At 64.5% G+C, this 24,490-nt stretch carries 24 protein-coding genes; 19 read left to right on the top strand and 5 right to left on the bottom strand.

The window, feature by feature from the left end; genetic code table 11:
* Positions 1-98: 98 nt before the first annotated feature.
* From rplI to rpsF, 4 genes are read right to left on the bottom strand one after another with little or no spacing between them, the layout of a single operon-like run.
* Positions 99-551 (bottom strand): 50S ribosomal protein L9, encoded by a 453-nt coding sequence (rplI, locus tag AC1RDS_RS02670; RefSeq protein ID WP_026436441.1) that lies wholly within the window; start codon positions 549-551, stop codon positions 99-101.
* Positions 552-563: 12 nt separating this feature from the next.
* A complete protein-coding gene (gene rpsR, locus AC1RDS_RS02675; RefSeq protein ID WP_005795932.1) occupies positions 564-845 on the bottom strand; it encodes a 30S ribosomal protein S18 in 282 nt (93 codons plus the stop codon).
* Positions 846-862: 17 nt separating this feature from the next.
* Entirely contained in the window at positions 863-1,153 is a 291-nt protein-coding gene (gene priB, locus AC1RDS_RS02680) for a primosomal replication protein N (protein ID WP_092697134.1), read from the bottom strand.
* A gap of 19 nt (positions 1,154-1,172) precedes the next feature.
* Positions 1,173-1,550, bottom strand: a complete 378-nt coding sequence (gene rpsF, locus AC1RDS_RS02685; protein WP_026436440.1) for a 30S ribosomal protein S6 — start codon at positions 1,548-1,550, stop codon at positions 1,173-1,175.
* A gap of 229 nt (positions 1,551-1,779) precedes the next feature.
* On the opposite strand from rpsF, the gene grpE reads away from it, so the two are divergent.
* The 16 genes from grpE to accD all read left to right on the top strand — a co-directional run bounded on the left by grpE (position 1,780) and on the right by accD (position 20,696).
* On the top strand, positions 1,780-2,331 hold the full coding sequence (gene grpE, locus AC1RDS_RS02690; protein WP_348683182.1) for a nucleotide exchange factor GrpE: 552 nt from the start codon (positions 1,780-1,782) through the stop codon (positions 2,329-2,331).
* A gap of 81 nt (positions 2,332-2,412) precedes the next feature.
* Positions 2,413-4,359: a molecular chaperone DnaK gene (gene dnaK, locus AC1RDS_RS02695; protein WP_026436438.1), complete on the top strand. Its 1,947-nt coding sequence runs from the start codon at positions 2,413-2,415 to the stop codon at positions 4,357-4,359.
* 87 nt (positions 4,360-4,446) lie between these two features.
* On the top strand, positions 4,447-5,592 hold the full coding sequence (dnaJ, locus tag AC1RDS_RS02700) for a molecular chaperone DnaJ (protein ID WP_026436437.1): 1,146 nt from the start codon (positions 4,447-4,449) through the stop codon (positions 5,590-5,592).
* A gap of 218 nt (positions 5,593-5,810) precedes the next feature.
* A complete protein-coding gene (locus tag AC1RDS_RS02705; RefSeq protein ID WP_026436436.1) occupies positions 5,811-7,175 on the top strand; it encodes an MBL fold metallo-hydrolase in 1,365 nt (454 codons plus the stop codon).
* Between the two features lie 140 nt (positions 7,176-7,315).
* Positions 7,316-8,242 carry a LysR family transcriptional regulator gene (locus AC1RDS_RS02710; protein ID WP_092697136.1) on the top strand — a complete coding sequence of 309 codons (927 nt, stop codon included), beginning with the start codon at positions 7,316-7,318 and terminating at the stop codon, positions 8,240-8,242.
* 48 nt (positions 8,243-8,290) lie between these two features.
* Positions 8,291-9,712: a 3-isopropylmalate dehydratase large subunit gene (leuC, locus tag AC1RDS_RS02715; RefSeq protein ID WP_026436434.1), complete on the top strand. Its 1,422-nt coding sequence runs from the start codon at positions 8,291-8,293 to the stop codon at positions 9,710-9,712.
* Between the two features lie 11 nt (positions 9,713-9,723).
* The gene (locus AC1RDS_RS02720; RefSeq protein ID WP_026436433.1) at positions 9,724-9,849 is read left to right on the top strand and encodes an entericidin A/B family lipoprotein; all 126 of its coding nucleotides are present in this window, start codon (positions 9,724-9,726) and stop codon (positions 9,847-9,849) included.
* Positions 9,850-9,860: 11 nt separating this feature from the next.
* Positions 9,861-10,511 (top strand): 3-isopropylmalate dehydratase small subunit, encoded by a 651-nt coding sequence (leuD, locus tag AC1RDS_RS02725; protein WP_026436432.1) that lies wholly within the window; start codon positions 9,861-9,863, stop codon positions 10,509-10,511.
* Between the two features lie 90 nt (positions 10,512-10,601).
* Entirely contained in the window at positions 10,602-11,672 is a 1,071-nt protein-coding gene (gene leuB / locus AC1RDS_RS02730; RefSeq protein ID WP_026436431.1) for a 3-isopropylmalate dehydrogenase, read from the top strand.
* A gap of 313 nt (positions 11,673-11,985) precedes the next feature.
* Entirely contained in the window at positions 11,986-13,143 is a 1,158-nt protein-coding gene (gene asd, locus AC1RDS_RS02735; protein WP_026436430.1) for an aspartate-semialdehyde dehydrogenase, read from the top strand.
* A gap of 287 nt (positions 13,144-13,430) precedes the next feature.
* A complete protein-coding gene (locus AC1RDS_RS02740) occupies positions 13,431-15,953 on the top strand; it encodes a motility hub landmark protein FimV (RefSeq protein ID WP_026436429.1) in 2,523 nt (840 codons plus the stop codon).
* A gap of 62 nt (positions 15,954-16,015) precedes the next feature.
* Positions 16,016-16,822 (top strand): tRNA pseudouridine(38-40) synthase TruA, encoded by an 807-nt coding sequence (truA, locus tag AC1RDS_RS02745; RefSeq protein ID WP_034712444.1) that lies wholly within the window; start codon positions 16,016-16,018, stop codon positions 16,820-16,822.
* The gene (locus AC1RDS_RS02750) at positions 16,819-17,580 is read left to right on the top strand and encodes a phosphoribosylanthranilate isomerase (RefSeq protein WP_051248881.1); all 762 of its coding nucleotides are present in this window, start codon (positions 16,819-16,821) and stop codon (positions 17,578-17,580) included. Before truA ends, AC1RDS_RS02750 begins: the two co-directional genes overlap by 4 nt.
* Positions 17,558-18,835, top strand: coding sequence for a tryptophan synthase subunit beta (gene trpB, locus AC1RDS_RS02755; protein ID WP_026436426.1), 1,278 nt, complete (start codon positions 17,558-17,560; stop codon positions 18,833-18,835). The genes AC1RDS_RS02750 and trpB overlap by 23 nt, the downstream gene beginning before the upstream one ends.
* On the top strand, positions 18,832-19,653 hold the full coding sequence (gene trpA / locus AC1RDS_RS02760) for a tryptophan synthase subunit alpha (RefSeq protein WP_026436425.1): 822 nt from the start codon (positions 18,832-18,834) through the stop codon (positions 19,651-19,653). The genes trpB and trpA overlap by 4 nt, the downstream gene beginning before the upstream one ends.
* Before the next feature lie 170 nt (positions 19,654-19,823).
* Positions 19,824-20,696, top strand: coding sequence for an acetyl-CoA carboxylase, carboxyltransferase subunit beta (accD, locus tag AC1RDS_RS02765; protein WP_026436424.1), 873 nt, complete (start codon positions 19,824-19,826; stop codon positions 20,694-20,696).
* Between the two features lie 98 nt (positions 20,697-20,794).
* Here the strand turns inward: accD and AC1RDS_RS02770 are convergent, their stop codons facing one another.
* Positions 20,795-21,346 (bottom strand): YggT family protein, encoded by a 552-nt coding sequence (locus AC1RDS_RS02770; RefSeq protein ID WP_026436423.1) that lies wholly within the window; start codon positions 21,344-21,346, stop codon positions 20,795-20,797.
* 77 nt (positions 21,347-21,423) lie between these two features.
* On the opposite strand from AC1RDS_RS02770, the gene AC1RDS_RS02775 reads away from it, so the two are divergent.
* From AC1RDS_RS02775 to AC1RDS_RS02785, 3 genes are all read left to right on the top strand, one after another.
* The gene (locus AC1RDS_RS02775) at positions 21,424-22,062 is read left to right on the top strand and encodes an LON peptidase substrate-binding domain-containing protein (RefSeq protein WP_026436422.1); all 639 of its coding nucleotides are present in this window, start codon (positions 21,424-21,426) and stop codon (positions 22,060-22,062) included.
* 194 nt (positions 22,063-22,256) lie between these two features.
* Entirely contained in the window at positions 22,257-23,801 is a 1,545-nt protein-coding gene (gene lysS, locus AC1RDS_RS02780) for a lysine--tRNA ligase (protein ID WP_026436421.1), read from the top strand.
* A gap of 20 nt (positions 23,802-23,821) precedes the next feature.
* Entirely contained in the window at positions 23,822-24,484 is a 663-nt protein-coding gene (locus tag AC1RDS_RS02785) for a mechanosensitive ion channel family protein (RefSeq protein ID WP_348683176.1), read from the top strand.
* Positions 24,485-24,490 lie beyond the last annotated feature (6 nt).

Raw genomic sequence — 24,490 nt, forward strand, 5'->3', positions numbered from 1 at the left:
AGACTGTGGATGGCCCTGTATGGGCGTACCGCACCAAAAACAAAAGCCGCCCGAGGGCGGCTTTTGCACAACGTCACGAAATGACGACGGGGCGACGATCAGGCGGTTTCGCCGTAGACCGACACGTTGACTTCCACCACCACATCGGTGTGCAGAGCCACGCTGACAGCCGTTTCGCTGACAACCTTGATAGGGCCGTTGGGCAGGCGAACCTGGGCCTTCACAACCTTGTAGCCTTGCTTGTTCAGCTCTTCGGCGATGTCATGGTTGGTCACGGAACCGAACAGACGGCCGTCCACGCCCGCCTTTTGCGTCAGCTTGACGGTGGTACCGGCCAGCTTTTCGCCTTCAGCCTGGGCTTGTGCCAGCTTGGCAGCGGCTGCCTTTTCGAGTTCGGCGCGCTTGGCTTCGAACTCGGCCTTGTTGGCTTCGGTGGCGCGGCGTGCACGGCCCGAAGGAATCAGGAAGTTGCGGGCGTAGCCGTCTTTCACCTTGACGATTTCGCCGAGGTTGCCGAGGTTCACAACCTTGTCGAGCAGAATGATTTGCATGGGTTGTGCTCCTTAGATCTTGTGCTGGTCGCTGTAAGGCACCAGGGCCAGGAAGCGGGCGCGCTTGATGGCGGTGTTCAGCTGGCGCTGGAAAATGGCGCGCGTGCCGGTCAGGCGTGCGGGAATGATCTTGCCGTTTTCGGCGATGAAATCGCGCAGCGTGTCGACATCCTTGTAGTCGATTTCCTCAACACCGGTCACCGTGAAGCGGCAAAAGCGCTTGCGCTTGAACAGCAGGGACTGGGTGTTGCGCTTTGGGCGCTTGTCTTTGTTGAACTTCTTGAACGTGGCCATTGCGGACCCCTTGAAAATTAATTTTGTTGAATATCCTGGATGTGGAGCACTGCGTTCTTGCCATTGCGCGGTGTGGCCAGAAATCCACTGAAAGTCCAGAGACTTCCGATGTTCTGCCGGGCCAACCGTTCGGCCATTGCACCAAAGGCAACGGCTTTCATGGCAGCCTTGACGTCCCGGGGCTGGCCTGCTTCGGTTTGCTGGGACTCGTGTTCGAGTCGCAGGGCGATGGCAGGCAATCCAGCGGGGGTGTAGCGCAGGGCCTCGGCCTCAGCGATACATGCAGTCAAGACAACGCGGTTTTCCACTCCCGTGAGGGCTGGAAGATCAGCGGTCGTTGGCCGCTGCGTACTCGGCCTGGCTGACCTTGCGGGCTTCTTCGCGCTCGACGGTCTTCATCATCGAAGACGGGCCGGTCTCGGCCTTCTTCTTCTGAACCGTCAGGTGGCGCAGCACGGCGTCGTTGAACTTGAAGGCGTGCTCCAGTTCAGCCATCACGGCCTGGTCGGCTTCGATGTTCACGCACAGGTAGTGGGCCTTGGCCAGCTTGTTGATCAGGTACGCCAGTTGACGGCGGCCCCAGTCTTCCACGCGGTGCACCTTGCCACCGCCAGCGGTGATCATGCCCTTGTAGCGCTCCAGCATGGCTGGAACTTGTTCGCTTTGATCCGGATGGATCAACAAAATGATTTCGTAATGACGCATGCATACTCCTTTTGGGTAAGACCACCCACTGCGTCTCGAAGTGGTGTGGCAAGGCAAAGCCGGCAATTATAACCAGCATGTTTGCGCTTGTACACTCCCGGCCTGATCCATGCGTTCCTTCGGTGTCAGCGGACATGGATAAAGCGCCCTGGCGCTGCCGCAGGCCTTGAAATACGGGCCACCCGCCCCATCCTTGTCGCGTATCCGTACGTTTCATAAAAATTCCGACATGCCAGATAACAGCCAGTCCTCCACCCTCCCAAGCAATCCCGCCCCCGAAGAAGCCGAGGCCGCCATGGCCGCCAACGCTTCTGATGAAATGGCCCGCCTGCAGGGCGAGCTGGCCGAACTCAAGGCCAAGAGCGCCGATCTGGCCGACCAGTTCCTGCGCGCCAAGGCCGAGGCAGAGAACGCCCGCCGCCGCGCGGAAGACGATGTCTCCAAGGCCCGCAAGTTCGGCATCGAGAGCTTTGCCGAAAGCCTGCTGCCCGTCTGCGACAGCCTGGACGCCGCCCTGGCCATCCAGAACGCCACGGCCCAGCAACTGCGCGAAGGATCCGACGCCACGCTGCGCCAGCTGCAAGCCGCCCTGGAACGCAACAAGGTGCAGGCCATCAACCCGGCCGCCGGCGACAAGTTCGATCCGCACCAGCACCAGGCCATCAGCGTGGTGCCGGCCGAGCAGGAGGCGAACACCGTGGTGGCCGTGCTGCAAAAAGGCTATGTGATCGCCGAGCGCGTGCTGCGCCCCGCCCTGGTGACCGTGGCCGCCGCCAAATAATTTCACGGAACCAGCTTGAAGCCCTTCAAGTTATCCACAAGTTACTAGCTATCCAACCATTCCAACATTGCGGAGAAGAACATGGGAAAAATCATCGGTATCGACCTGGGCACCACCAACAGCTGCGTGTCCGTCATGGAAGGCAACACCACGCGCGTGATCGAGAACTCGGAAGGTGCCCGCACCACGCCGTCGATCGTGGCCTACCAGGAAGATGGTGAAGTGCTGGTCGGCGCCTCGGCCAAGCGCCAGGCCGTGACCAACCCCAAGAACACGCTGTACGCCATCAAGCGCCTGATCGGCCGCAAGTTCACCGAGAAGGAGGTGCAAAAGGACATCGACCTGATGCCCTACAAGATCACGGCCGCCGACAACGGCGACGCCTGGGTGGAAGTGCGCGGCAACAAGATCTCGGCCCAGCAGGTCAGCGCCGACATTCTGCGCAAGATGAAGAAGACCGCCGAAGACTACCTGGGCGAGCCCGTCACCGAAGCCGTGATCACCGTGCCCGCCTACTTCAACGATGCCCAGCGCCAGGCCACCAAGGACGCCGGCCGCATCGCCGGCCTGGAAGTCAAGCGCATCATCAACGAGCCCACCGCTGCAGCCCTGGCCTTCGGTCTGGACAAGCAGGAAAAGGGCGACCGCAAGATCGCCGTGTACGACCTCGGTGGCGGCACGTTCGACGTGTCCATCATCGAAATCGCTGACGTCGATGGCGAAAAGCAGTTCGAAGTGCTGTCAACCAACGGCGACACCTTCCTGGGTGGCGAAGACTTCGACCAGCGCATCATCGACTACATCATTGCCGAGTTCAAGAAAGAGCAAGGCGTGGACCTGTCCAAGGACGTGCTGGCCCTGCAGCGCCTGAAGGAAGCCGCCGAAAAGGCCAAGATCGAGCTGTCCAACAGCGCGCAGACCGACATCAACCTGCCCTACATCACGGCCGATGCCTCGGGCCCCAAGCACCTGAACATCAAGCTCACGCGTGCCAAGCTCGAAGCCCTGGTGGAAGAGCTGATCGAGCGCACCATCGCCCCCTGCCGCACCGCCATGAAGGACGCCGGCATCAGCGTGTCCGACATCAACGACGTGATCCTGGTCGGCGGCATGACGCGCATGCCCAAGGTGCAGGAGAAGGTCAAGGAATACTTCGGCAAGGAACCCCGCAAGGACGTGAACCCTGACGAAGCCGTGGCCGTGGGCGCGGCCATCCAGGGCCAGGTGCTGTCGGGCGACCGCAAGGACGTGCTGCTGCTGGACGTGACGCCATTGAGCCTGGGCATCGAGACTCTGGGCGGCGTGATGACCAAGATGATCACGAAGAACACGACCATCCCCACCAAGTTCGCTCAGACCTTCTCCACCGCCGACGACAACCAGCCGGCCGTGACCATCAAGGTCTACCAGGGCGAGCGCGAGATGGCCAGCGGCAACAAGCTGCTGGGCGAGTTCAACCTGGAAGGCATTCCACCTGCATCGCGCGGCACGCCGCAGATCGAGGTGTCGTTCGACATCGACGCCAACGGCATCCTGCACGTGGGCGCCAAGGACAAGGGCACAGGCAAGGAAAACAAGATCACCATCAAGGCGAACTCCGGCCTGTCCGAGGACGAGATCCAAAAGATGGTCAAGGACGCCGAGCTGAACGCCGCCGACGACAAGAAGAAGCTCGAACTGATCCAGGCCCGCAACCAGGGCGAGGCTGCCGTGCACAGCGTGAACAAGAGCCTGGCCGAGCATGGCGACAAGCTCGACGCCGGCGAAAAGGATGCGATCACCGCTGCGGTCAAGGCACTGGAAGAAGCGCTCAAGGGCGAGGACAAGGACGCCATCGACGCCAAGACCACGGCGCTGATGGCTGCCAGCCAGAAGCTGGGCGAGAAGATGTACGCCGAGACCCAGGCTGCGCAGGCCGCCCAGGCAGCCGGTGGCGCGGACGCGGCAGGCGCATCGGCGTCGTCGGGCAAGGCCGCGGACGACGACAACGTGGTCGACGCCGAAGTGAAGGAAGTCAAGAAGGGCTAAAGCAGCCCTTGCTGACCCGAGCCGCCGCGCCGGCCCCTTTCCAGGGTGCCTGCGCGGCGTTCCTCTTCCAACCAGGCTGATTCATCCATGTCCAAAAGAGACTATTACGAGGTCCTCGGCGTTCCCAAGAACGCCTCCGAGGACGAAATCAAGAAGGCCTATCGCAAGCTGGCGATGAAGCACCACCCTGACCGCAACCAGGGGGATAGCGCCAAGGGCGCCGAGGAGAAATTCAAGGAGGCCAAAGAGGCCTACGAGATGCTTTCCGATGCCCAGAAGCGCGCGGCCTACGACCAGTACGGCCACGCTGGCGTGGACCCGAACATGCGCGGCCCCGGTGGCCCCGGTGCGGAAGGGTTTGGCGGCTTCGCCGAGGCCTTCGGCGACATCTTCGGTGACATGTTCGGCCAGCAGGGCGGACGCGGGCGTGGTGCGGGCGGCCGTCAGGTGTACCGCGGCAGCGACCTCAGCTACGCCATGGAAATCACCCTCGAAGAAGCCGCGCGCGGCAAGGATGCACAGATCCGCATTCCATCGTGGGAAAGCTGCGACACCTGCCACGGCAGCGGCGCCAAGCCCGGCACCAGCGCCAAGACCTGCACCACCTGCAGCGGAAGCGGCACAGTGCAGATGCGCCAGGGTTTCTTCAGCGTGCAGCAGACCTGCCCGCACTGCCGCGGCACGGGCAAGATCATTCCCGAGCCCTGCACGTCCTGCCACGGCCAGGGCCAGCTCAAGAAGCAAAAGACGCTGGAAGTGAAGATTCCGGCCGGCATCGACGACGGCATGCGCATCCGCAGCACCGGCAACGGCGAGCCGGGCACCAACGGCGGCCCGCCGGGTGATCTGTACATCGAGATCCGCCTGAAGAAGCACGACATCTTCGAGCGCGATGGCGACGACCTGCACTGCCAGGTGCCGGTGAGCTTCATCACCGCGGCACTCGGTGGCGAGATCGAGGTGCCCACGCTCGCCGGCAAGGCCGCCATCGACATCCCCGAAGGCACGCAGGCCGGCAAGCAGTTCCGACTGCGCGGCAAGGGCATCAAGGGCGTGCGCGCCAGCTACCCCGGCGACCTGTATTGCCACATCACGGTGGAAACACCCGTCAAGCTGACCGAGCACCAGCGCAAGCTGCTGCGCGAGCTGGATGAATCGCTGAAGAAGGGTGGCGGCCGCCACTCGCCCAGCGGCGAGAGCTGGACCGACCGGCTGAAGAACTTCTTCAGCTGAACGCGTGGCGCCGCATCGGGCGCCGGCCATGGCACACCAGGCTGCCCCGCACCGCGCGGGGCAGCCTTTTTTCTTGCGCCCGCGTTCCTGCCGCGCGTCCTCCCGCAATCTTTGCCAGCGCAGCTTGATCTGAATCACCTTTCGACCCGCTCCACCCCGAGAAGTCAGCCAGCACAGGCCGCTACGATGGCAGCCATCGGCATGCATGGAGGATCGCAATGGAAGTCAACATCACCTTTCTGGGCGGCGCGGGCACCGTCACCGGCTCCAAATACCTGGTGCGCCACAACGGCCACAGCATGCTGGTCGATTGCGGCCTGTTCCAGGGCTACAAGCAGCTGCGCCTGCGCAACTGGCAGCCCCTGCCCCTCACGCCCCACCAGATCGATGCCGTGGTGCTGACCCACGCGCACCTGGACCACAGCGGCTACCTGCCCCTGCTGGCACGCGATGGCTATACCAAGGCCATCCACTGCACGCCCGGCACGCGCGACCTGTGCGCCATCCTGCTGCCCGACAGCGGGCACCTGCAGGAAGAAGACGCCGCCTTCCTGAACCGCCACCAGCTCTCGCAGCACGCACCGGCGCTGCCGCTGTACACCCGGCTGGATGCGCAGCACTGCATGAAGCAGTTCCGCCCCCACGCGTTCCACAAGGCCTTCGAGCCCATTCCCGGCTGGCGCGTGACCTTCACGCCGGCCGGACATATCCTGGGCGCGGCCAGCGTGCTGCTGGAAGTGGGCGGGCGACGCATCCTGTTCTCGGGCGATCTGGGCCGGCCCGATGACCTGCTCATGAACCCGCCCGAGGCTCCGCCGCAGGCCGACACCGTGCTGGTCGAAGCCACTTATGGCGACCGCCAGCACCCGCAGGAAGACATCCTGCAAGAGCTGGCCCCCGCCCTGCAACGCCTGGCCCAGCGCGGCGGCGTGGCCGTGGTGCCGGTGTTTGCCGTGGGCCGGGCGCAGGCCGTGCTGCACGCCATCAACCTGCTCAAGAAGCAGGGCAGCATTGCGCGGTCGCTGCCGGTGTTTCTGGACAGCCCCATGGCCGTGAGCACCACCGGGCTGTTCGCGCACCACACGGGCGAGCACCGGCTGACCAGGCACGAGGCCGATGCCCTCGCGCACTGCGCCACCATGGTGCAGACCACCGACGAATCGAAGGCCCTGGCGCGCCGCCACGGGCCCATGGTGATCCTGTCGGCCAGCGGCATGGCCACGGGGGGGCGCGTGCTGCACCACCTGGCCCTGTACGCGGGCGACCACCGCAACATGGTCATCATCACCGGCTACCAGGCGCCGGGCACGCGCGGCGCGCGCATCGCCAGCGGCGAAAAGACCACGCGCATCCACGGGCAGGACATTGATGTGCGCGCCGAGGTGGTGCAGCTCACGTCCGCCTCGGCCCATGCCGACGCCAACCAGACGCTGGCCTGGCTGCGCAGCATGGGGCACGCGCCCGACCGGGTGTTTGTGGTGCACGGCGAGATGGGCGCGGCCGACATGCTGCGCCAGCGCATCGAACATGAGCTGCGCTGGCGCGCCACGGTGCCCGAGCATGGCAGCACGCTCCCTGCCTGAAGGTGCGGGATCAGCATCTCATCAACTGGATGAATCCGCCTCTTGCACGATGAATGCCATCGCATTCAGCGATGGCAACAAACAATAATTGAGCTGAGAATACACAGTCTTCTCGAAACAAGAAGACTACACCCCATCCCATGAAAAGCTCCGAGCGCAGTTTTGCGCGCCGTATCGACCTCACCTCGCTGCAACTGTTTGTGGCGGTGTGCGAGCTCGGCAGCATCGGCCGCGCGGCGGAGCGCGAGTTCATTGCCGCCTCGGCCGTCAGCAAGCGGCTGTCCGACCTGGAGACCGCCGTCGACACCGCCCTGCTCTATCGCCACAGCCGGGGCGTGACGCTCACGCCTGCCGGCGAGAGCCTGCTGCACCATGCGCGCACCGTGCTGTTTGGCCTGGAGCGCATGCAGGGCGAACTCAGCGAATACGCCGAAGGCGTGCGCGGCCATGTGCGCATGCATGCCAACATCTCGGCCATCGTGCAGTTTCTGCCCGAGGACCTGGGCGCTTTTGCGCGCGCCCACAGCCAGGTCAAGATTGATCTTCAGGAACACTTGAGCAGCGATGTGCTGCACGCCGTGCAGGAAGGCGCGGCCGACTTGGGGCTGTGCAACACCGGCGGCCCCGCCGCCGCCGATCTGCAAAGCCGCCCTTACCGCACCGACCGTCTGGTGCTGGTTGTGCCTGCAGCGCACGCCCTGTCTGCGCAAGAAGCGATCCATTTTGAAGAAGTGCTGGACTGGGACATTGTCGGCCTGCATGCCAACAGCAGCATCAGCCTGGCCATGCGCGCTGCTGCGGCGGCGGCCGGCCGGCCCCTGCGCCAGCGCATCCAGGTCACCGGGCTCGACGCCATGTGCCGCATGATCGACAACGGCCTGGGCGTGGGCCTGCTCCCCGACCGGGCCTTTGCCCTCATGCAGGGTGTGGGCCGCCTGCAGGCCGTGCCCCTGGCCGACCCCTGGGCACGGCGCGAACTGCGCCTGGTGGCCCGCGATTTCGACGCCCTGCCCGTGACGGCCCGGCTGCTCGTGGAACACCTGGCACCCCCACGCGCGGCACTTTGACGCACCCCTAAAATCCAACCACCCCACCTGAAAGTAGAAAGCCACGCCATGGGACGCACCCTGTACGACAAGATCTGGGACGAGCATGTCGTCCACACCGAAGAGGACGGCACCTCCATCCTCTACATCGACCGCCATCTGGTGCACGAGGTCACCAGCCCCCAGGCCTTTGAAGGCCTGCGCGAGGCCGGCCGCAAGGTCTGGCGCATGAGTTCCATCGTGGGCACGGCCGACCACAACACGCCCACCACCGGCTGGGAGCGCGGCTACGACGGCATTGCCGATCCCATCAGCAAGGAGCAGATCACCACGCTGAACGACAACATGGCGCAGATCACGCCAGCGGCGTTCTTCCCCTTCATGCACAAGCGCCAGGGCATCGTCCACGTGATCGGCCCCGAAAACGGCGCCACCCTGCCCGGCATGACCGTGGTCTGCGGCGACAGCCACACCAGCACCCATGGCGCGTTTGGTGCGCTGGCCCACGGCATCGGCACCTCCGAGGTCGAGCACGTGATGGCGACCCAGACCCTGCTGGCCAAGAAGGCCAAGAACATGCTGGTGCAGGTGGACGGCCAGCTGGCCAAAGGCGTGACCCCCAAGGACGTGGTGCTGGCCATCATCGGCAAGATCGGCACGGCCGGCGGCACGGGCTACACCATCGAATTTGCCGGCTCGGTGTTCCGCGCCATGAGCATGGAAGGCCGCATGACCGTGTGCAACATGGCCATCGAAGGCGGCGCGCGCGCGGGCCTGGTGGCGGTGGACGACAAGACCATCGAATACGTCAAGGGCCGCCCCCTGTCGCCCACGGGCGTGGAGTGGGACCAGGCCGTGGCCTACTGGAAGACGCTGCACTCGGATGCCGACGCGGTGTTCGACACCGTCGTCAAGCTCGACGCCGCCACCATAGTGCCCCAAGTCACCTGGGGCACCTCACCCGAGATGGTGCTGGGCGTGGACGCCCGCGTGCCCGACCCGGACAAGGAAAAGGACGCCAACAAGCGCGGCGCCATCGAGCGCGCTCTCACCTACATGGGCCTGCAACCGGGCAAGGCGATCAACGACATCACCATCGACAAGGTGTTCATCGGCTCGTGCACCAACAGCCGTATCGAAGACATGCGCGAAGCCGCCGCCGTGGTGAAGAACCTGGGCCGCAAGGTCGCCAGCAACGTCAAGCTGGCGATGGTGGTGCCCGGCTCGGGCCTGGTCAAGGAACAGGCCGAGCGCGAAGGCCTGGACAAGATCTTTGTCGCCGCGGGCTTTGAATGGCGCGAGCCCGGCTGCAGCATGTGCCTGGCCATGAACGCCGACCGGCTGGAGCCCGGTGAGCGCTGCGCCAGCACCAGCAACCGCAACTTCGAAGGCCGCCAGGGTGCTGGTGGTCGCACCCACTTGGTGAGCCCCGCCATGGCCGCAGCGGCTGCCGTGCACGGTCATTTTGTGGACATTCGCCAATTCGCCTGAAGGAGACCGCCATGAAGAAGATCGCCACCCTTATCGCCCTGTCCGCCGCTTTCCTGCTGGCTGGATGCAACACCGTCAAAGGCGTGGGCCAGGACATCGAACGCGCAGGCAGCGCCATCGAACGCGCCGCCAAGTAACAAAGAACGCCATGCAGAAATTCACTTTGCTCAAGGGGATCGTCGCCCCCATGGACCGCGAGAACGTCGATACCGACGCCATCATTCCCAAGCAGTTCCTCAAGTCGATCAAGAAGACCGGCTTTGGTGTGAACCTGTTTGACGAATGGCGCTACCTGGACCACGGCGAGCCCGGCCAGGACCCCGCCAGCCGCCAACCCAACCCCGACTTCGTGCTCAACCAGCCTCGCTACCAGGGCGCCTCCATCCTGCTGGCGCGCAAGAACTTCGGCTGCGGCTCCAGCCGCGAGCACGCGCCCTGGGCGCTGGACCAGTACGGCTTTCGCGCCGTGATCGCGCCGAGCTTTGCCGACATCTTCTTCAACAACTGCTTCAAGAACGGCCTTCTGCCCATCGTGCTGCCCGAAGCCACGGTGGCCCAGCTGTTCGACGAAGTGGCCGCCTTCCCCGGCTACCAGCTCACCATCGACCTGGAGCGCCAGGTCATCGTGCGTCCCCAAGGCGAAGAAATCGCGTTCGAGGTGCAGGCCTTCCGCAAGTACTGCCTGCTCAACGGTTTTGACGACATCGGCCTGACCCTGCGCCAGTCCGACAAGATCAAGGCCTTTGAAGCCCAGCGCCTGGCCACCAAGCCCTGGCTCGCGCACACCATGGTGTCGTGAGACCGCGCAGGCATCGAAAATTTCAGTCAAACTGGCATCTAGCGCTTTAATCATAAGCACTGAAAGCTATCAAAAGTAAAGCATCCGACAATGAAAATCGCAGTTCTACCAGGTGACGGCATCGGTACCGAAATCGTGGCCGAGGCCGTCAAGGTTCTCAAGGCGCTCGACCTGAAGTTCGAGATGGAGTCCGCCCTGGTCGGCGGCGTGGCCTATGACGCCCACGGACACCCCCTGCCCGAGTCCACCCTCCAGCTCGCCAAGGAAGCCGACGCCATCCTGTTTGGCGCCGTGGGCGACTGGAAGTACGACAAGCTCGACCGACCCCTGCGCCCCGAGCAGGCCATCCTGGGCCTGCGCAAGCACCTGGGCCTGTTCGCCAACTTCCGCCCCGCCATCTGCTACGAGCAACTGGTGGACGCTTCCAGCCTCAAGCCCGAGCTGATCGCCGGGCTGGACATCCTCATCATCCGCGAGTTGACCGGCGACATCTACTTCGGCCAGCCGCGTGGACGCCGCGTGGCCACCGACGGCCACTTCCCCGGTGCCGAGGAAGCCTTCGACACCATGCGCTACAGCCGACCCGAGATCGAGCGCATCGCCCACGTCGCCTTCCAGGCCGCGCGCAAGCGGAGCAAGAAGGTCACCAGCGTGGACAAGGCCAACGTGCTGGAGACCTTCCAGTTCTGGAAGGACGTGATGACCGAGGTGGGCCAGCAATACCCCGACGTGGAACTGCAGCACATGTACGTTGACAACGCCGCCATGCAGCTCGTGAAGGCCCCCAAGGCGTTTGACGTGGTGGTCACCGGCAACATGTTTGGCGACATCCTGTCGGACGAAGCCTCCATGCTCACCGGTTCCATCGGCATGCTGCCCTCCGCATCGCTCAACAGCAAAAACCAGGGGCTGTACGAGCCCAGCCATGGCAGCGCCCCCGACATCGCCGGCAAGGGCGTGGCCAATCCGCTGGCCACCATCCTCTCGGCCGCGATGATGCTGCGCTTCAGCCTGAACCAGGAGGAAGCCGCCCAACGCATCGAGGCCGCCGTGCAAAAGGTGCTGGCCCAGGGCCTGCGCACGCCCGACATCTACAGCGAAGGCACCACCAAGGTAGGCACGGCGCAAATGGGGGATGCGGTGGTGAAGGCGCTGGGATAAATAAGCCCCGCGGACACGACGCCAGGGCGGCCCCGTGCCGCCCTTTCGCTTTTTTCGGACCTCGCGGCGGCGCCCCGCAAACGGGCGTCAAGCCACCATCCGCTACAATCCGAACCATGTTTGTCGCCCGCCCGTTCGCCCTGAACACAGCATCCGCCGCCCTGGCCGGTGTGGCTGCGCGCGCAATCACCACCAAAACCACGACCATTAAGGGCTGATCCAGCTCCGGTTCGTCGTGCGCCCTCCCTGGCCAGACGAGCCGGGGCAAAACAGCCAGGTCTGGCACTGTTTCTTACTTTGAAAGGGCGTTGAAATGAGCAAGTTGGTAGGTTTGGTCGGCTGGCGCGGCATGGTCGGCTCGGTGTTGATGGACCGCATGGTGCAGGAGAAGGATTTCGATCTGATCGAGCCCCTGTTCTTCTCCACCTCCAACGCCGGCGGCAAAGCCCCTGCACAAGCCAAGAACGAAACCACGCTGCAGGATGCGTTCAACATCGACGCCCTCAAGCGCTGCGACATCATCCTCACCGCCCAGGGCGGTGACTACACCAACGAGGTGTATCCCAAGCTGCGCGCAGCCGGCTGGAATGGCCACTGGATCGACGCCGCATCCTCCCTGCGCATGGAGAAGAACGCGGTCATCGTGCTCGACCCGGTGAACATGCCCGTCATCCAGAACGCGCTGGCGAACGGCGGCAAGGACTGGATCGGCGGCAACTGCACCGTCAGCTGCATGCTGATGGGCGTGGGCGCGCTGTACAAGGCCGGCCTTGTCGAATGGATGAGCACCCAGACCTACCAGGCCGCCAGCGGCGGCGGCGCCCAGCACATGCGCGAGCTGCTCACGCAGTACGGCACGCTGAACGCCGAGGTGACGGACCTGCTCCATGATCCCAAGAGTGCCATCCTGGAGATCGACCGCAAGGTCATCGCCAAGCAGCGCAGCCTCACCGCCGCTGAGACCGCCAATTTCGGCGTGCCGCTGGGCGGCAGCCTGATCCCCTGGATCGACAAGGACCTGGGCATCGGCAAGAGCCAGGACGAGCCTGGCTGGGGCACATCCAAGGAAGAATGGAAGGGCATGGCCGAGACGAACAAGATCCTCGGCATGGGCGAAGGCTTCAACTCGGCCGCCATCCCGGTCGATGGCTTCTGCGTGCGCGTGGGCGCCATGCGCTGCCACAGCCAGGCCCTGACCTTCAAGCTCAGGAAGAATGTGCCTGTGGCCGACATCGAAGCCATGATTGCGGCCGACAACCAGTGGGTGAAGGTGGTACCCAACACCCGCGAGGCGACCATCCAGGACCTGACCCCCGTGGCCGTGACCGGCACCATGACGATCCCCGTGGGCCGCATCCGCAAGCTGGCCATGGGCCCCGAGTACGTGGGCGCCTTCACTGTCGGTGATCAATTGCTGTGGGGCGCGGCAGAGCCTCTGCGCCGCATGTTGTGCATCCTCCTGAGCGCCTGAACCAGACAGATCCCGCAAGCGCGCACGGCCTCGCCGCTGCGCGCTTTTTCTTGTCCGCCCGGCCAGAAACACCCGGTTACGCTACGTTGGCAATTGACAACAAGGAAATACGCCAAAACCGGGCACCAACACCCCGCACAAAGCTTCCACGCTACCTCAGCTTGTCAGTGCAAAACATTGATGCTATGGTGCTTTTTACATATTTTCACGCGCCGGGGCGGGATCAGACCATGAGAAGAACCACGCCGCTCGACCGGGCCGCACAACCACCACTTTTGATGGCACACATGCATCGTTGGAAATTTTCTGTCCTGGCCGCTGCGGCCGTCGCATTGACCGGCTTCCATGCCGACGATGCTTCTGCCTTAGCTCTGGGTCGCATCACGGTGCAGTCTGCTCTTGGTGAGCCGCTGCGCGCCGAAATCGAACTCCCCCAAATCACCCCGGAAGAGGCTGACACCCTGCGCGCCACCACCGCTTCGCCCGAAGTGTTTCGCGCCCAGGGCATGGAGTTCAATCCGGCGGTGACCAACCTGCGCGTGCAACTGCAGCGACGTGCCAATGGCACTGCCGTGTTGCGCCTGTCCAGTGACCGCCCCGTCAACGACCCCTTTGTTGACCTGGTTCTAGACGCCTCGTGGAGCAGTGGCCACATCGTGCGCAACTACACCATGCTGTTTGATCCCCCGGCATCGCGCCGCGCAGCACCTGCCGTCACTGCGGCAGCGCAAGCCTCAGCGCCCACCGCTCAGGCACGGGGCGGCTCTGCAGCGGCAACCGCACGCGCATCGGCTCCCGCTGCACCCCGCAGCACCGCTGCAGCCGGCCCACGCCCAGCGCCTGCCAATGGTGTCACCGTTCAGGCGGGAGACACGGCTGGCCGCCTCGCCAATGCTTACCGCCCCGCCAGCGTATCGCTGGATCAGATGCTCGTGGCACTGCTGCGCGCCAACCCGGACGCATTCATCCAGGGCAATGTCAACCGGGTCAAGGCCGGAGCTGTGCTGCAAATGCCTGACGAGGCTTCCGCACTGGCAACGCCACCGGCCGAAGCCCGCCAGATCCTGGCGGCACAAAGCCGGGATTTCAACGATTTCCGCCGCAAACTCGCTGCGGCAGCCCCCGCGACCAAGGTGGCGGCCGCAGAGCGCTCTGCCAGCGGCACCGTACAAACCCGCATCGAAGACAAGAAGCCCGCAACGGCAGCGCCTGACAAGCTGACCCTGTCCAAGGGGTCCATCACGGGCCAGAAGGCGGCAGAAGACCAGCTGGCCAAGGACAAGCAGGCCAGCGAATCCTCGGCCCGGATGGCCGAACTGTCCAAGAACATCAACGAGTTGAACCAGCTCAGCGCGGCGTCTGCGCCAGTTGCCGAACCTGCAGCTGCTGCCTCCAGCACACCCGGCCTGGTTGCCGTGGCCACGCCGGCATCGCTGCCCAGCCAGCCAGCCGCCTCCGAGCCAGCGGCCGTTGCGGCCTCCCCTGCGGCCAGCATGCCCGCTGCAGCCGAAGCAGCCGCCTCGGATCCCGCCGTGCCAGCGGAAGCCGCTGCACCGGCATCCGCTCCTGCGCCAGCACCTGTGCCCAAGCCCGCACCCGTGCCTATGCCAGCCATCGAAACGAGCTTTCTTTCGGGCCTGATGGAAGACCCCCTGGTGCCTGCTGGGGGACTGCTCGCATTGATCGCCCTGGGGGGTTACGGTGCCTACCGCGTGGTCCAACGGCGCCGTGCCAACGCCGGTGTTGACAGTTCATTCATGGATAGCCGTGCACAACCCGACTCCTTTTTTGGCGCCAGCGGCGGCCAGCAAGTGGACACGGCCAACAGCCAGATGAGCACTGGCTCGTCCATGGCCTACTCCCCCAGCCAGCTGGATGCCGGTGGTGACGTGGATCCAGTGGCCGAAGCCGATGTGTACCTGGCATACGGCCGCGACCTCCAGGCCGAAGAAATCCTCAAGGAAGCGATTCGCCACAACCCGGCCCGCGTATCGATACGGGTCAAGCTGGCCGAGATTTACGCCAAACGACAGGATCGCAAGGCCCTGGAGGCCGTGGCAGGCGACGTATTCCAGCTCACACAGGGGGAAGGCCCGGACTGGACGCGTGTGACCGATCTGGGGCGCGATCTGGACCAGGAAAACCCGCTGTACCAGCCTGGCGGTCGCCCTGGTGCGCCAAATGGCGATGCCTTGGCCACACCCGCCGCCAGTGCGGCGAGCGCCGCGATGGCCGTGGCGTCCGCGGCAGCAACGCTGCCACCCGATCTCGACCTGGATCTGGATTTCCTCCAGGACGCTCGGACCAAGGCACCAGCTGCCGCAACCCACGAAGGTGACACCGCATCGGCCGGACTTCCACCACTGGATCTGCCCACGTTGCCGCATGCCGCTGAGCCAGCCGTGGCAGCAACCCCTGCCATCACGCCACCTCCCATGGCAGACCTGGATTTTCCAGCCACCGACGACCTCGCCATGCTCACGTCCGGGGCCATGCCGACAACGGCCAGCCTCCCGGCAGCCACCCCGCACACGGCCCCGATGGAGTTTGACCTGGGCGATCTGACGCTGGACTTGGGCACACCATCCAAACCTGTCACCGCGCCCGTATCGGCCGCGGCACCGGCCTTGGCTGACAGCGGCGTCGATGCGGCGGCAGACGATCCATTGGCAACCAAACTGGCACTGGCGCAGGAGTTCAATGCCATCGGCGATACAGACGGCGCCCGAACCCTGATCGAAGAAGTGGTCGCCGAGTCCTCGGGAGCGCTCAAGGCCCGCGCCCAGCGGCTGCTGACCGACCTGGGCTGATGCGCCCGGTCGATTCCACCGCACCGCATAACCCGACCCCGGGCCACCTATCCAGGGTGGCCATGGGGGTCGGCTACAACGGCCAGCGCTACAGCGGCTGGCAAAGCCAGCTCTCTGGCAACACCATCCAGGATCACCTCGAAGCGGCCCTGAGCCGCTTCGCTACGCAGCGGATCAGCACCCTGTGTGCGGGCCGCACCGATGCGGGGGTGCACGGCCTCATGCAGGTCGTCCACTTTGATACCCCGCTGCACCGCCCGGCGGCATCGTGGGTACGCGGCACCAACACCTTTCTGCCAGCGGATATCGCCGTGCAATGGGCCCAGCCAGTGCCCGCTGGCTTTCATTCGCGCGGGAGCGCCATTGCACGGCGCTACGCCTATGTGCTGCTCCAGTCTCCCGTACGCCCCAGCGTCGATGCGGGCCGCGTGGGCTGGGTCTTTCACCCGCTCGACCATGCTGCCATGCAGCAGGCGGCGCAACAGCTACTAGGCGAACACGACTTCACCTCGTTCCGGGCTTCGGCTTGCCAGGCCAAGTCGCCCGTCAAGACCCTGCAACGGATCGCCATCACCCGCACGCCAGCCAACGGGGCAGGGCCGTCTGACGGCTTTGCGCCCTGCTACTGGCGTTTCGAGTTCGAAGCCAATGCCTTCCTGCACCACATGATCCGCAACATCATGGGCTGCCTGATCGCTGTGGGCCAGGGCAAGAAACCGCCGCAATGGATCGGTGAAGTGCTGGCCGCGCGCTCACGCAACGCGGCAGCGCCCACCTTTTCACCCGACGGCCTGTATTTTCAAGGCCCGGTTTACGAACCCCATTGGGGCCTGCCCAGCCGCACGGCTGCGTATGATTGGCTGCCATGAGCAGCCTGCCACCTGAAAAAACATCCACTTCCCCCTGCATTCGCACCCGCATCAAGATCTGCGGGCTGACACGCGAACAGGACGTTGACGCAGCGGTCGCCGCGGGTGTGGATGCCATCGGCTTCGTGATGTACCCGGCAAGCCCCCGGGCCGTCACCCCGCAAAGGGCTGCCGCGCTGGCCTCCCGCCTGCCCCCGTTCGTTACGCCTGTGCTGCTGTTTGTCAACGAGACCGCTTCCAATATCCTAGCTGCCAGCACTTTACTGGCGGGCGCTACCATTCAGTTTCATGGTGACGAGTCCCCTGCGGACTGCCTGGCTGCCACCCTCGGGGGCGCCCGTCCGTTTCTGCGCGCTGCCCGCATTCCCCTTGGCGATGGTGCCGAACGCTTCGACCTCGTAAAATACGCACAGGATTTTTCACGCGCCCAAGCCATCCTGCTCGACGCCCATGTCGACGGCTATGGCGGCGGCGGCAAGGCATTCAATTGGTCACTCCTTCCACCAAGCGTCAACTCTCATCTCGTTTTGTCTGGTGGACTCACGCCTGCAAACGTGATCGATGGCATTTTGCAAGTCCGCCCGCGAGGCCTCTCGCTGGCGGTTGACGTCAGTTCCGGCGTCGAGGCCGATGGCCCCGATGGCAAACCCATCAAGGGCATCAAGGACGCCAAAAAAATCCAACGCTTCGTTGCCGCCGTGCGTGCGGCCGATGCCCAACTTGCAAAGACCCCCCATGAATTCCTATCAGCAACCTGATGCTTCCGGCCATTTCGGCCCCTACGGCGGCAGTTTTGTCAGCGAAACCCTGACCCATGCCATCCAGGAGCTGCGCGACGCCTACGCCCGCTACCAGAACGACCCCGAGTTTCTGGCCGAGTTCGAGTACGAACTCAAGCACTTCGTGGGCCGCCCCTCGCCCATCTACCACGCAGCCCGCACCAGCCGCGAAATGGGCGGCGCGCAGATCTACCTCAAGCGCGAAGACCTGAACCACACTGGCGCGCACAAGATCAACAACGTCATCGGCCAGGCCATGCTGGCCAAGCGCATGGGCAAGCCGCGCGTCATTGCCGAAACCGGCGCCGGCCAGCATGGCGTGGCCACCGCCACCATCTGCGCACGCTATGGCCTGGAATGCGTGGTGTACATGGGCAGCGAGGACGTCAAGCGCCAAAGCCCCAACGTCTTTCGCATGAAGCTGCTGGGCGCCACCGTGGTGCCCGTGGAATCGGGCAGCAAGACACTGAAGGATGCACTGAACGAAGCCATGCGCGACTGGGTGGCCAATGTGGACAACACCTTCTACATCATCGGCACCGTGGCCGGGCCCCATCCCTACCCAATGATGGTGCGCGACTTCCAGAGCGTGATCGGCAAGGAATCCATCGAACAGATGCCCGCCATGCTGGCCGACCAGAAGCTGCCAGCCCGGCAACCCGATGCGGTGATTGCCTGCGTGGGTGGCGGCAGCAATGCCATGGGCATCTTCCACCCCTACATTCCGTTCGAGAACACCCGCTTGATTGGCGTGGAGGCGGCCGGAGAAGGACTGGAGTCGGGCAAGCACTCGGCCTCGCTGCAAAAAGGCAGCGCCGGGGTGCTGCATGGCAACCGCACCTTCATCCTGCAGGACGACAACGGCCAGATCACCGAAACCCACAGCATCAGCGCAGGCCTGGACTACCCCGGCGTGGGACCTGAGCACGCCTGGCTGCAGGAAATCGGCCGCGCCGAATATGTCGGCATCACCGACAAGGAAGCCCTGGAAGCCTTTCACTACCTGTGCCGCACCGAGGGCATCATCCCTGCGCTGGAGTCCAGCCATGCCGTGGCCTATGCCCTGAAGCTGGCCAAAACCATGCGCCCTGACCAGTCCATCCTCGTGAACCTGTCAGGCCGGGGCGACAAGGACATAGGCACTGTGGCCGACCTGTCCGGCGAAGATTTTTACGACCGCCCCTCCATGCGCGGCCTGTCCGTCAAGGGCGCTGTGGGAGACGCCAAGCCATGAGCCGCATCCAGACCACTTTCAACCAACTGCAAGCCCAGGGCCGCAAGGCGCTGATCCCCTACGTCACGGCCGGGTTCCCGTTTGCGGACATCACCCCCTCGCTCATGCACGGCATGGTGGAAGCCGGTGCCGACGTGATCGAGCTGGGCGTGCCGTTTTCCGACCCCATGGCCGACGGCCCGGTCATCCAGAAGGCGGGTGAAAAAGCCCTGGGCATGGGTGTTGGCATGGTGCAGGTGCTGGAGCATGTGCGCGAATTCCGCCAACGCAACACCACCACCCCCGTGGTGCTGATGGGCTACGCCAACCCGGTCGAGCGCTACGACCAAAAGCACGCCACGACAAAGGCAGGCAGCGCCTTTGTGCGCGATGCCGCCGAGGCCGGGGTGGACGGCGTGCTCATCGTGGACTACCCGCCCGAGGAATGCGAGGCCTTTGCAGCCGATCTGCGCGCCCACGGCATGGACCTGATCTTTCTGCTGGCACCCACCAGTACCGACGAGCGCATGGCCCAGGTGGCCCGCGTGGCCAGCGGTTATGTGTACTACGTGTCGCTCAAGGGCGTCACAGGCTCTGGCGCTTTGGACACGGCGGCCGTGGAGCAGATGCTGCCCCGCATCCGCCAGCATGTGCACATCCCTGTGGGTGTGGGCTTTGGCATCCGGGATGCCGCTACGGCCCAGGCGATCGGCCAAGTGGCCGATGCGGTAGTGATCGGCAGTCGCATCATCCAGCTGATTGAAGACCAGGAGCACGCCAAGGTGGTCCCCATCACGATCGACTTCCTGCGCGGTATCCGGAAAGCGCTCGACGCATAATAGAGGGCAACCCCCTGAGCGGCTTCGCCGCTTCCCCCTTCTCTCGCGCTGCGCGCGGGAAGGGGGACGCTCCCAGCGCTGCGGGGCGGCCCTTGCGCGGGAGCCCTGGTCTGGGCAGCGCCCGTTTCAAGGCCGCTCCGCAACTGGCCCATCTATACAGAGGAATACGCATGTCCTGGCTTGAAAAACTTCTGCCCTCCAAGATCCAGCAAACCGACCCCACCGAGCGCCGCCAGGTGCCCGAGGGGCTGTGGATCAAGTGCCCGAGCTGCGAAACAGTGCTCTACAAGGCCGATCTGGAACAAAACCAGAACGTCTGCCCCCACTGCAGCCACCACCACCGCATCGGTGCACGCGCACGGCTGAATGCCTTCCTGGACCCCGAAGGCCGTTACGAAATCGGCCAGGAAGTTCTGCCGGTCGATGCACTCAAGTTCAAGGACAGCCGCAAATACCCCGAGCGCCTGAAAGAAGCGCTGGAACACACGGGCGAAACCGACGCCCTCATCGTCATGGGCGGTGCGGTCAAGAGCGTCAATGTGGTGGTCGCCTGCTTCGAGTTCGACTTCATGGGCGGCTCCATGGGCTCGGTAGTGGGGGAGCGCTTCGTGCGCGGCGTCGAAGCCGCCATCGAACAGAAGGTCCCCTTCATCTGCTTTACCGCCACCGGCGGCGCGCGCATGCAGGAAGGCCTGCTCTCGCTCATGCAGATGGCCAAGACCAATGCGGCGCTAACCCACCTCGCCAAGAAGGGCCTGCCCTACATCAGCGTGCTGACCGACCCGACCATGGGCGGTGTGAGCGCCGGCTTTGCATTTGTGGGCGACATCGTGATCGCCGAGCCCAAGGCCCTGATCGGCTTTGCCGGGCCGCGCGTGATCGAGTCCACCGTGCGTGTGACCTTGCCCGAAGGCTTCCAGCGCGCCGAGTTCCTGCAGACCAAGGGGGCCGTCGATCTCATCTGCGACCGCCGCGAGCTGCGCAACACCGTGGCCAGCAGCCTGGCCATGCTGCAACGCCTGCCAGCCGACGCCGTTGTGTAAGCCGGCTCAGCGTCGGTTTTGCGCAGTAGCTATTCATTGAATAGCTACTAGCGCTTGTCCCATAAACGCCAGCAGCCAATCTGCCACAAAACCCGCTATCACCCCTGCATGACGCCCGCCTGCAGGTGCCCCAGGACGATCATGGCAACCTGCAAGAGCACCAGCACGGCCAGCGGCGAGAGATCCACCCCACCGACCAGCGGAATGATGCGCTGAAACGGCCGCAGCACCGGTGCGCACAAACGCGCCACCACATCGGCAATGGGCGAACGGGTCTGCATCCATGACATGACCGCATGGACAATCAGCAAACCGATCAGGCCCGAGATGGCCACCCGCACCAGACCAAAAAGCGCCAGCCACGGCAGCCAGGCCCAGGCGGACCCCGCCCCCAAAATCAGCCACAGCAGGAAATACTGGACCAATTGCAACAAGGCGGCCGCGACCAGGCTGGAGAGATCCCAGCGGCCCACCGGGGCAATCACGCGCCGCAGCGGCATGACCAGCCAGTCGGTGAGAGCAAACACCAGCCCGCCGATCGGATTCGAGAACGGCACACGCTGCCACTGCATGTACAGACGCAACAGGCAGGCCCCGGTCAGCAGGCCACCGATGACATCGAGCAGGAAAGAGGCGATCTGGTAGAGCATGGATGAGACAAATTGGATGGAATCGCGTGCGAAAGCGGACTGCTGCATGGGATGATAGCGACCGCAGATCCCCGCCCATGACACAACCCCTCACCCTGTCATCCCTTCCGCTGTTCCCGCTCCATTCCGTGCTGTTTCCTGGCGGAGTGCTGGCGTTGCGCGTGTTCGAGGTGCGCTACCTCGACATGGTGCGCAAATGCCACCACGCTGGCGCCCCCTTTGGTGTCGTGGCGCTCACGCAGGGCCACGAGGTCCGGCAGGCGGGTGCGCCAGAGGAAGGGTTCCACGACATCGGCACCCTGGCCGTGATCGAAAGAATCGACTATCCGCAGCCCGGGCTGATCACCCTGCTGTGCCGCGGCAGCCAGCGTTTTCGCATCACAGAGCGTAGCCATTTGCCCCATGGCCTGTGGATTGGCAATGTGGAGCAACTGGCCGCCGACCTGCCTGTGCCCATTCCCGACGATCTTCTGCCCACCGTAACCACCCTGGCCCAGGTGCTGGCATCCCTGCGCGAGCGTGACACCGAGGCCGCCACGGCCATCCACCCCACCCCCGAACAGCTGGCCGACTGCGGCTGGGTTGCCAACCGCTGGTGCGAGCTGCTGCCCATCCCCCTCAAGCTCAAGCAGCAGCTGATGGAACTGGACAATCCGCTGGTGCGGCTGGAGCTGGTGGGGGATGTGCTGGAGCGGACGGGGATTGCGCCGCCATAGACGAATGCCCTAAAACCGGTATTTATTGCGCCAAGTTCTGGAATGGCCACGCTCGGCACCACACCCTATACCGACATGACGTAACGGACGTGTTGCCAGCGCTGCCCGGATCCCGTCGATAGCCCATAAAATCAACGGTTTGGCTGGCATCGGCCCGTCCAGTCCTTTATTCACGCCCCGCATCCACGGCTCCTATGTCTGACCAGAATCACGCCCCAGCCCCCCAAGACGAAAACCAGCTCATCGCCGAGCGCCGCGACAAGCTGCGCGCACTGCGCGAGGCCCATGCACAGGGCGGGGGCGTCACGTTCCCCAATGACTTCAAGCCGGCGCACCACGCGGCCACGCTGCAGGACCAGCACGCCAGCAAGGACGCTGCATCGCTTGAAACCCACGCCGTTCATGTGAGCGTTGCCGGGCGCATGATGCTCAAGCGCGTGATGGGCAAGGCCAGCTTTGCTACCGTGCAAGATGGCTCGCTGGGCGAAACCGGCGGGCGCATCCAGCTCTACATCACGCGCGATGCGCTGGGCGAAGAACTGTATGCAGCCTTCAAGCACTGGGACCTGGGCGACATCATCGGCGCCGAAGGCACGCTGATGAAGACCAAGACCGGCGAGCTGTCGGTCAAGGTGACCACCCTGCGCCTGCTGACCAAGAGCCTGCGCCCCATGCCGGACAAGTTCCACGGCGTGGCCGACCAGGAGGTCAAATACCGCCAGCGCTATGTCGATCTGATGACCGACGAGCAGGCGCGCAAGCGCTTCGTGGCACGCAGCAAGGCCGTGAGCGGCATCCGCGACTTCATGGTGCAGCACGGCTTCCTGGAGGTCGAGACGCCCATGCTGCACCCGATTCCGGGCGGCGCCAATGCCAAGCCTTTCGTCACGCACCACAATGCGCTGGAACAGGAGATGTACCTGCGCATCGCGCCCGAGCTGTTCCTCAAACGCCTGCTGGTGGGCGGCTTCGAGCGCGTGTTCGAGATCAACCGCAACTTCCGCAACGAAGGCATCTCGGTGCGCCACAACCCCGAGTTCACCATGATGGAGTTCTATGCGGCCTACTGGAACTACCAGGACCTCATGGGCTTTACCGAGCAGCTCGTGCGCGACGCGGCCCTCAAGGCCACGGGTACGCTGCAGCTCAGCTACCAGGGCCGCGAGGTCGACCTGGCCCAGCCCTTTGCGCGCCTGACCATCCGCGAGGCCATCTTCCAGCACACCGAGGCTGGAGCCCATGTGGACGATGCGGCATGGCTCATCAGCGCCCTCAAGAAGCTGGGCATGTCGGAAGAAAAGAACCAGCTTTCCGGGCGCACTCTGGCCAGCCTGCAGGTGCTCTACTTCGAGGAAACGGTGGAAGACAAGCTGTGGCAGCCCACCTTCATCATGGAGCACCCCACCGAGATCTCGCCGCTGGCCCGTGCCAACGACACGCGCCCCGAGGTCACCGAGCGCTTTGAGCTGTACATCACCGGCCGCGAATTCGGCAACGGTTTCAGCGAGCTCAACGACGCCGAAGACCAGGCCGCGCGCTTCCACGCCCAGGTGGCGGCCAAGGACAGCGGCGACGACGAGGCCATGTACTACGACCACGACTTCGTGCGCGCGCTCGAATACGGCATGCCGCCCGCCGGCGGCTGCGGCATCGGCATCGACCGACTGATGATGCTGCTGACCGACAGCCCCAGCATCCGTGACGTGATCCTGTTCCCGGCCCTGCGGCGCGAGTCCTGAGGCGGCCACCGCACCGCTCGATGGCCGCATCCCGATTGCAGTTGCTGAAGGCCCACCTTCCCGAGTGGGTGCAGGACTGGCTCGACGTCATTGTTCCGGGCGCGCAGATCCTGCTGATCCTTGTGGCTGCCTGGGCGCTGCAACGCCTGCTGCGCCGCGTTCTGGCACGCGCGAGCGTGCGCTTCCAGTTTCCCGAGGAACTCCTGGCTCCCATCAAGGGGCTGGTCCGCTGGACCATTGTGGCCAGCGCCTTGCTGCTGGTGCTGGAGCGGCTGGGTGTGTCGGCCACCGTGCTGTGGACGGCTTTCACCGGCTTTGCCACGGTGGGCGCCGTGGCGTTCTTTGCGGCCTGGAGCGTGCTGTCCAACCTGTTCTGTGCGCTGCTCATCTTCACCGCGCGGCCTTTTCGCGTGGGCGACTACATCGAGGTGCTGGACACCGCCGAGAAGCCCGGTGCCAAGGGCCGGGTGGTGGACATCAATCTGCTCTACACCACGCTGGAAGACCACAGTGCAACCCCAGGCCAGGCGGCCTGGCTGCAGATTCCGAACGCCCTGATCTTCCAGCGCGTGGTGCGCCGCTTCCAGGAGGCGCCGCCACTGGACACGGCCGCACCGGAGCCGGCCGTGGCAGCCGCCAGCCCGCCAACCCCCTTACCCGCCAGCGCCGTCCCGGCACCGTAGTGCGGG

The sequence above is a fragment of the Acidovorax sp. GW823-FHT02H02 genome, assembly GCF_058797075.1.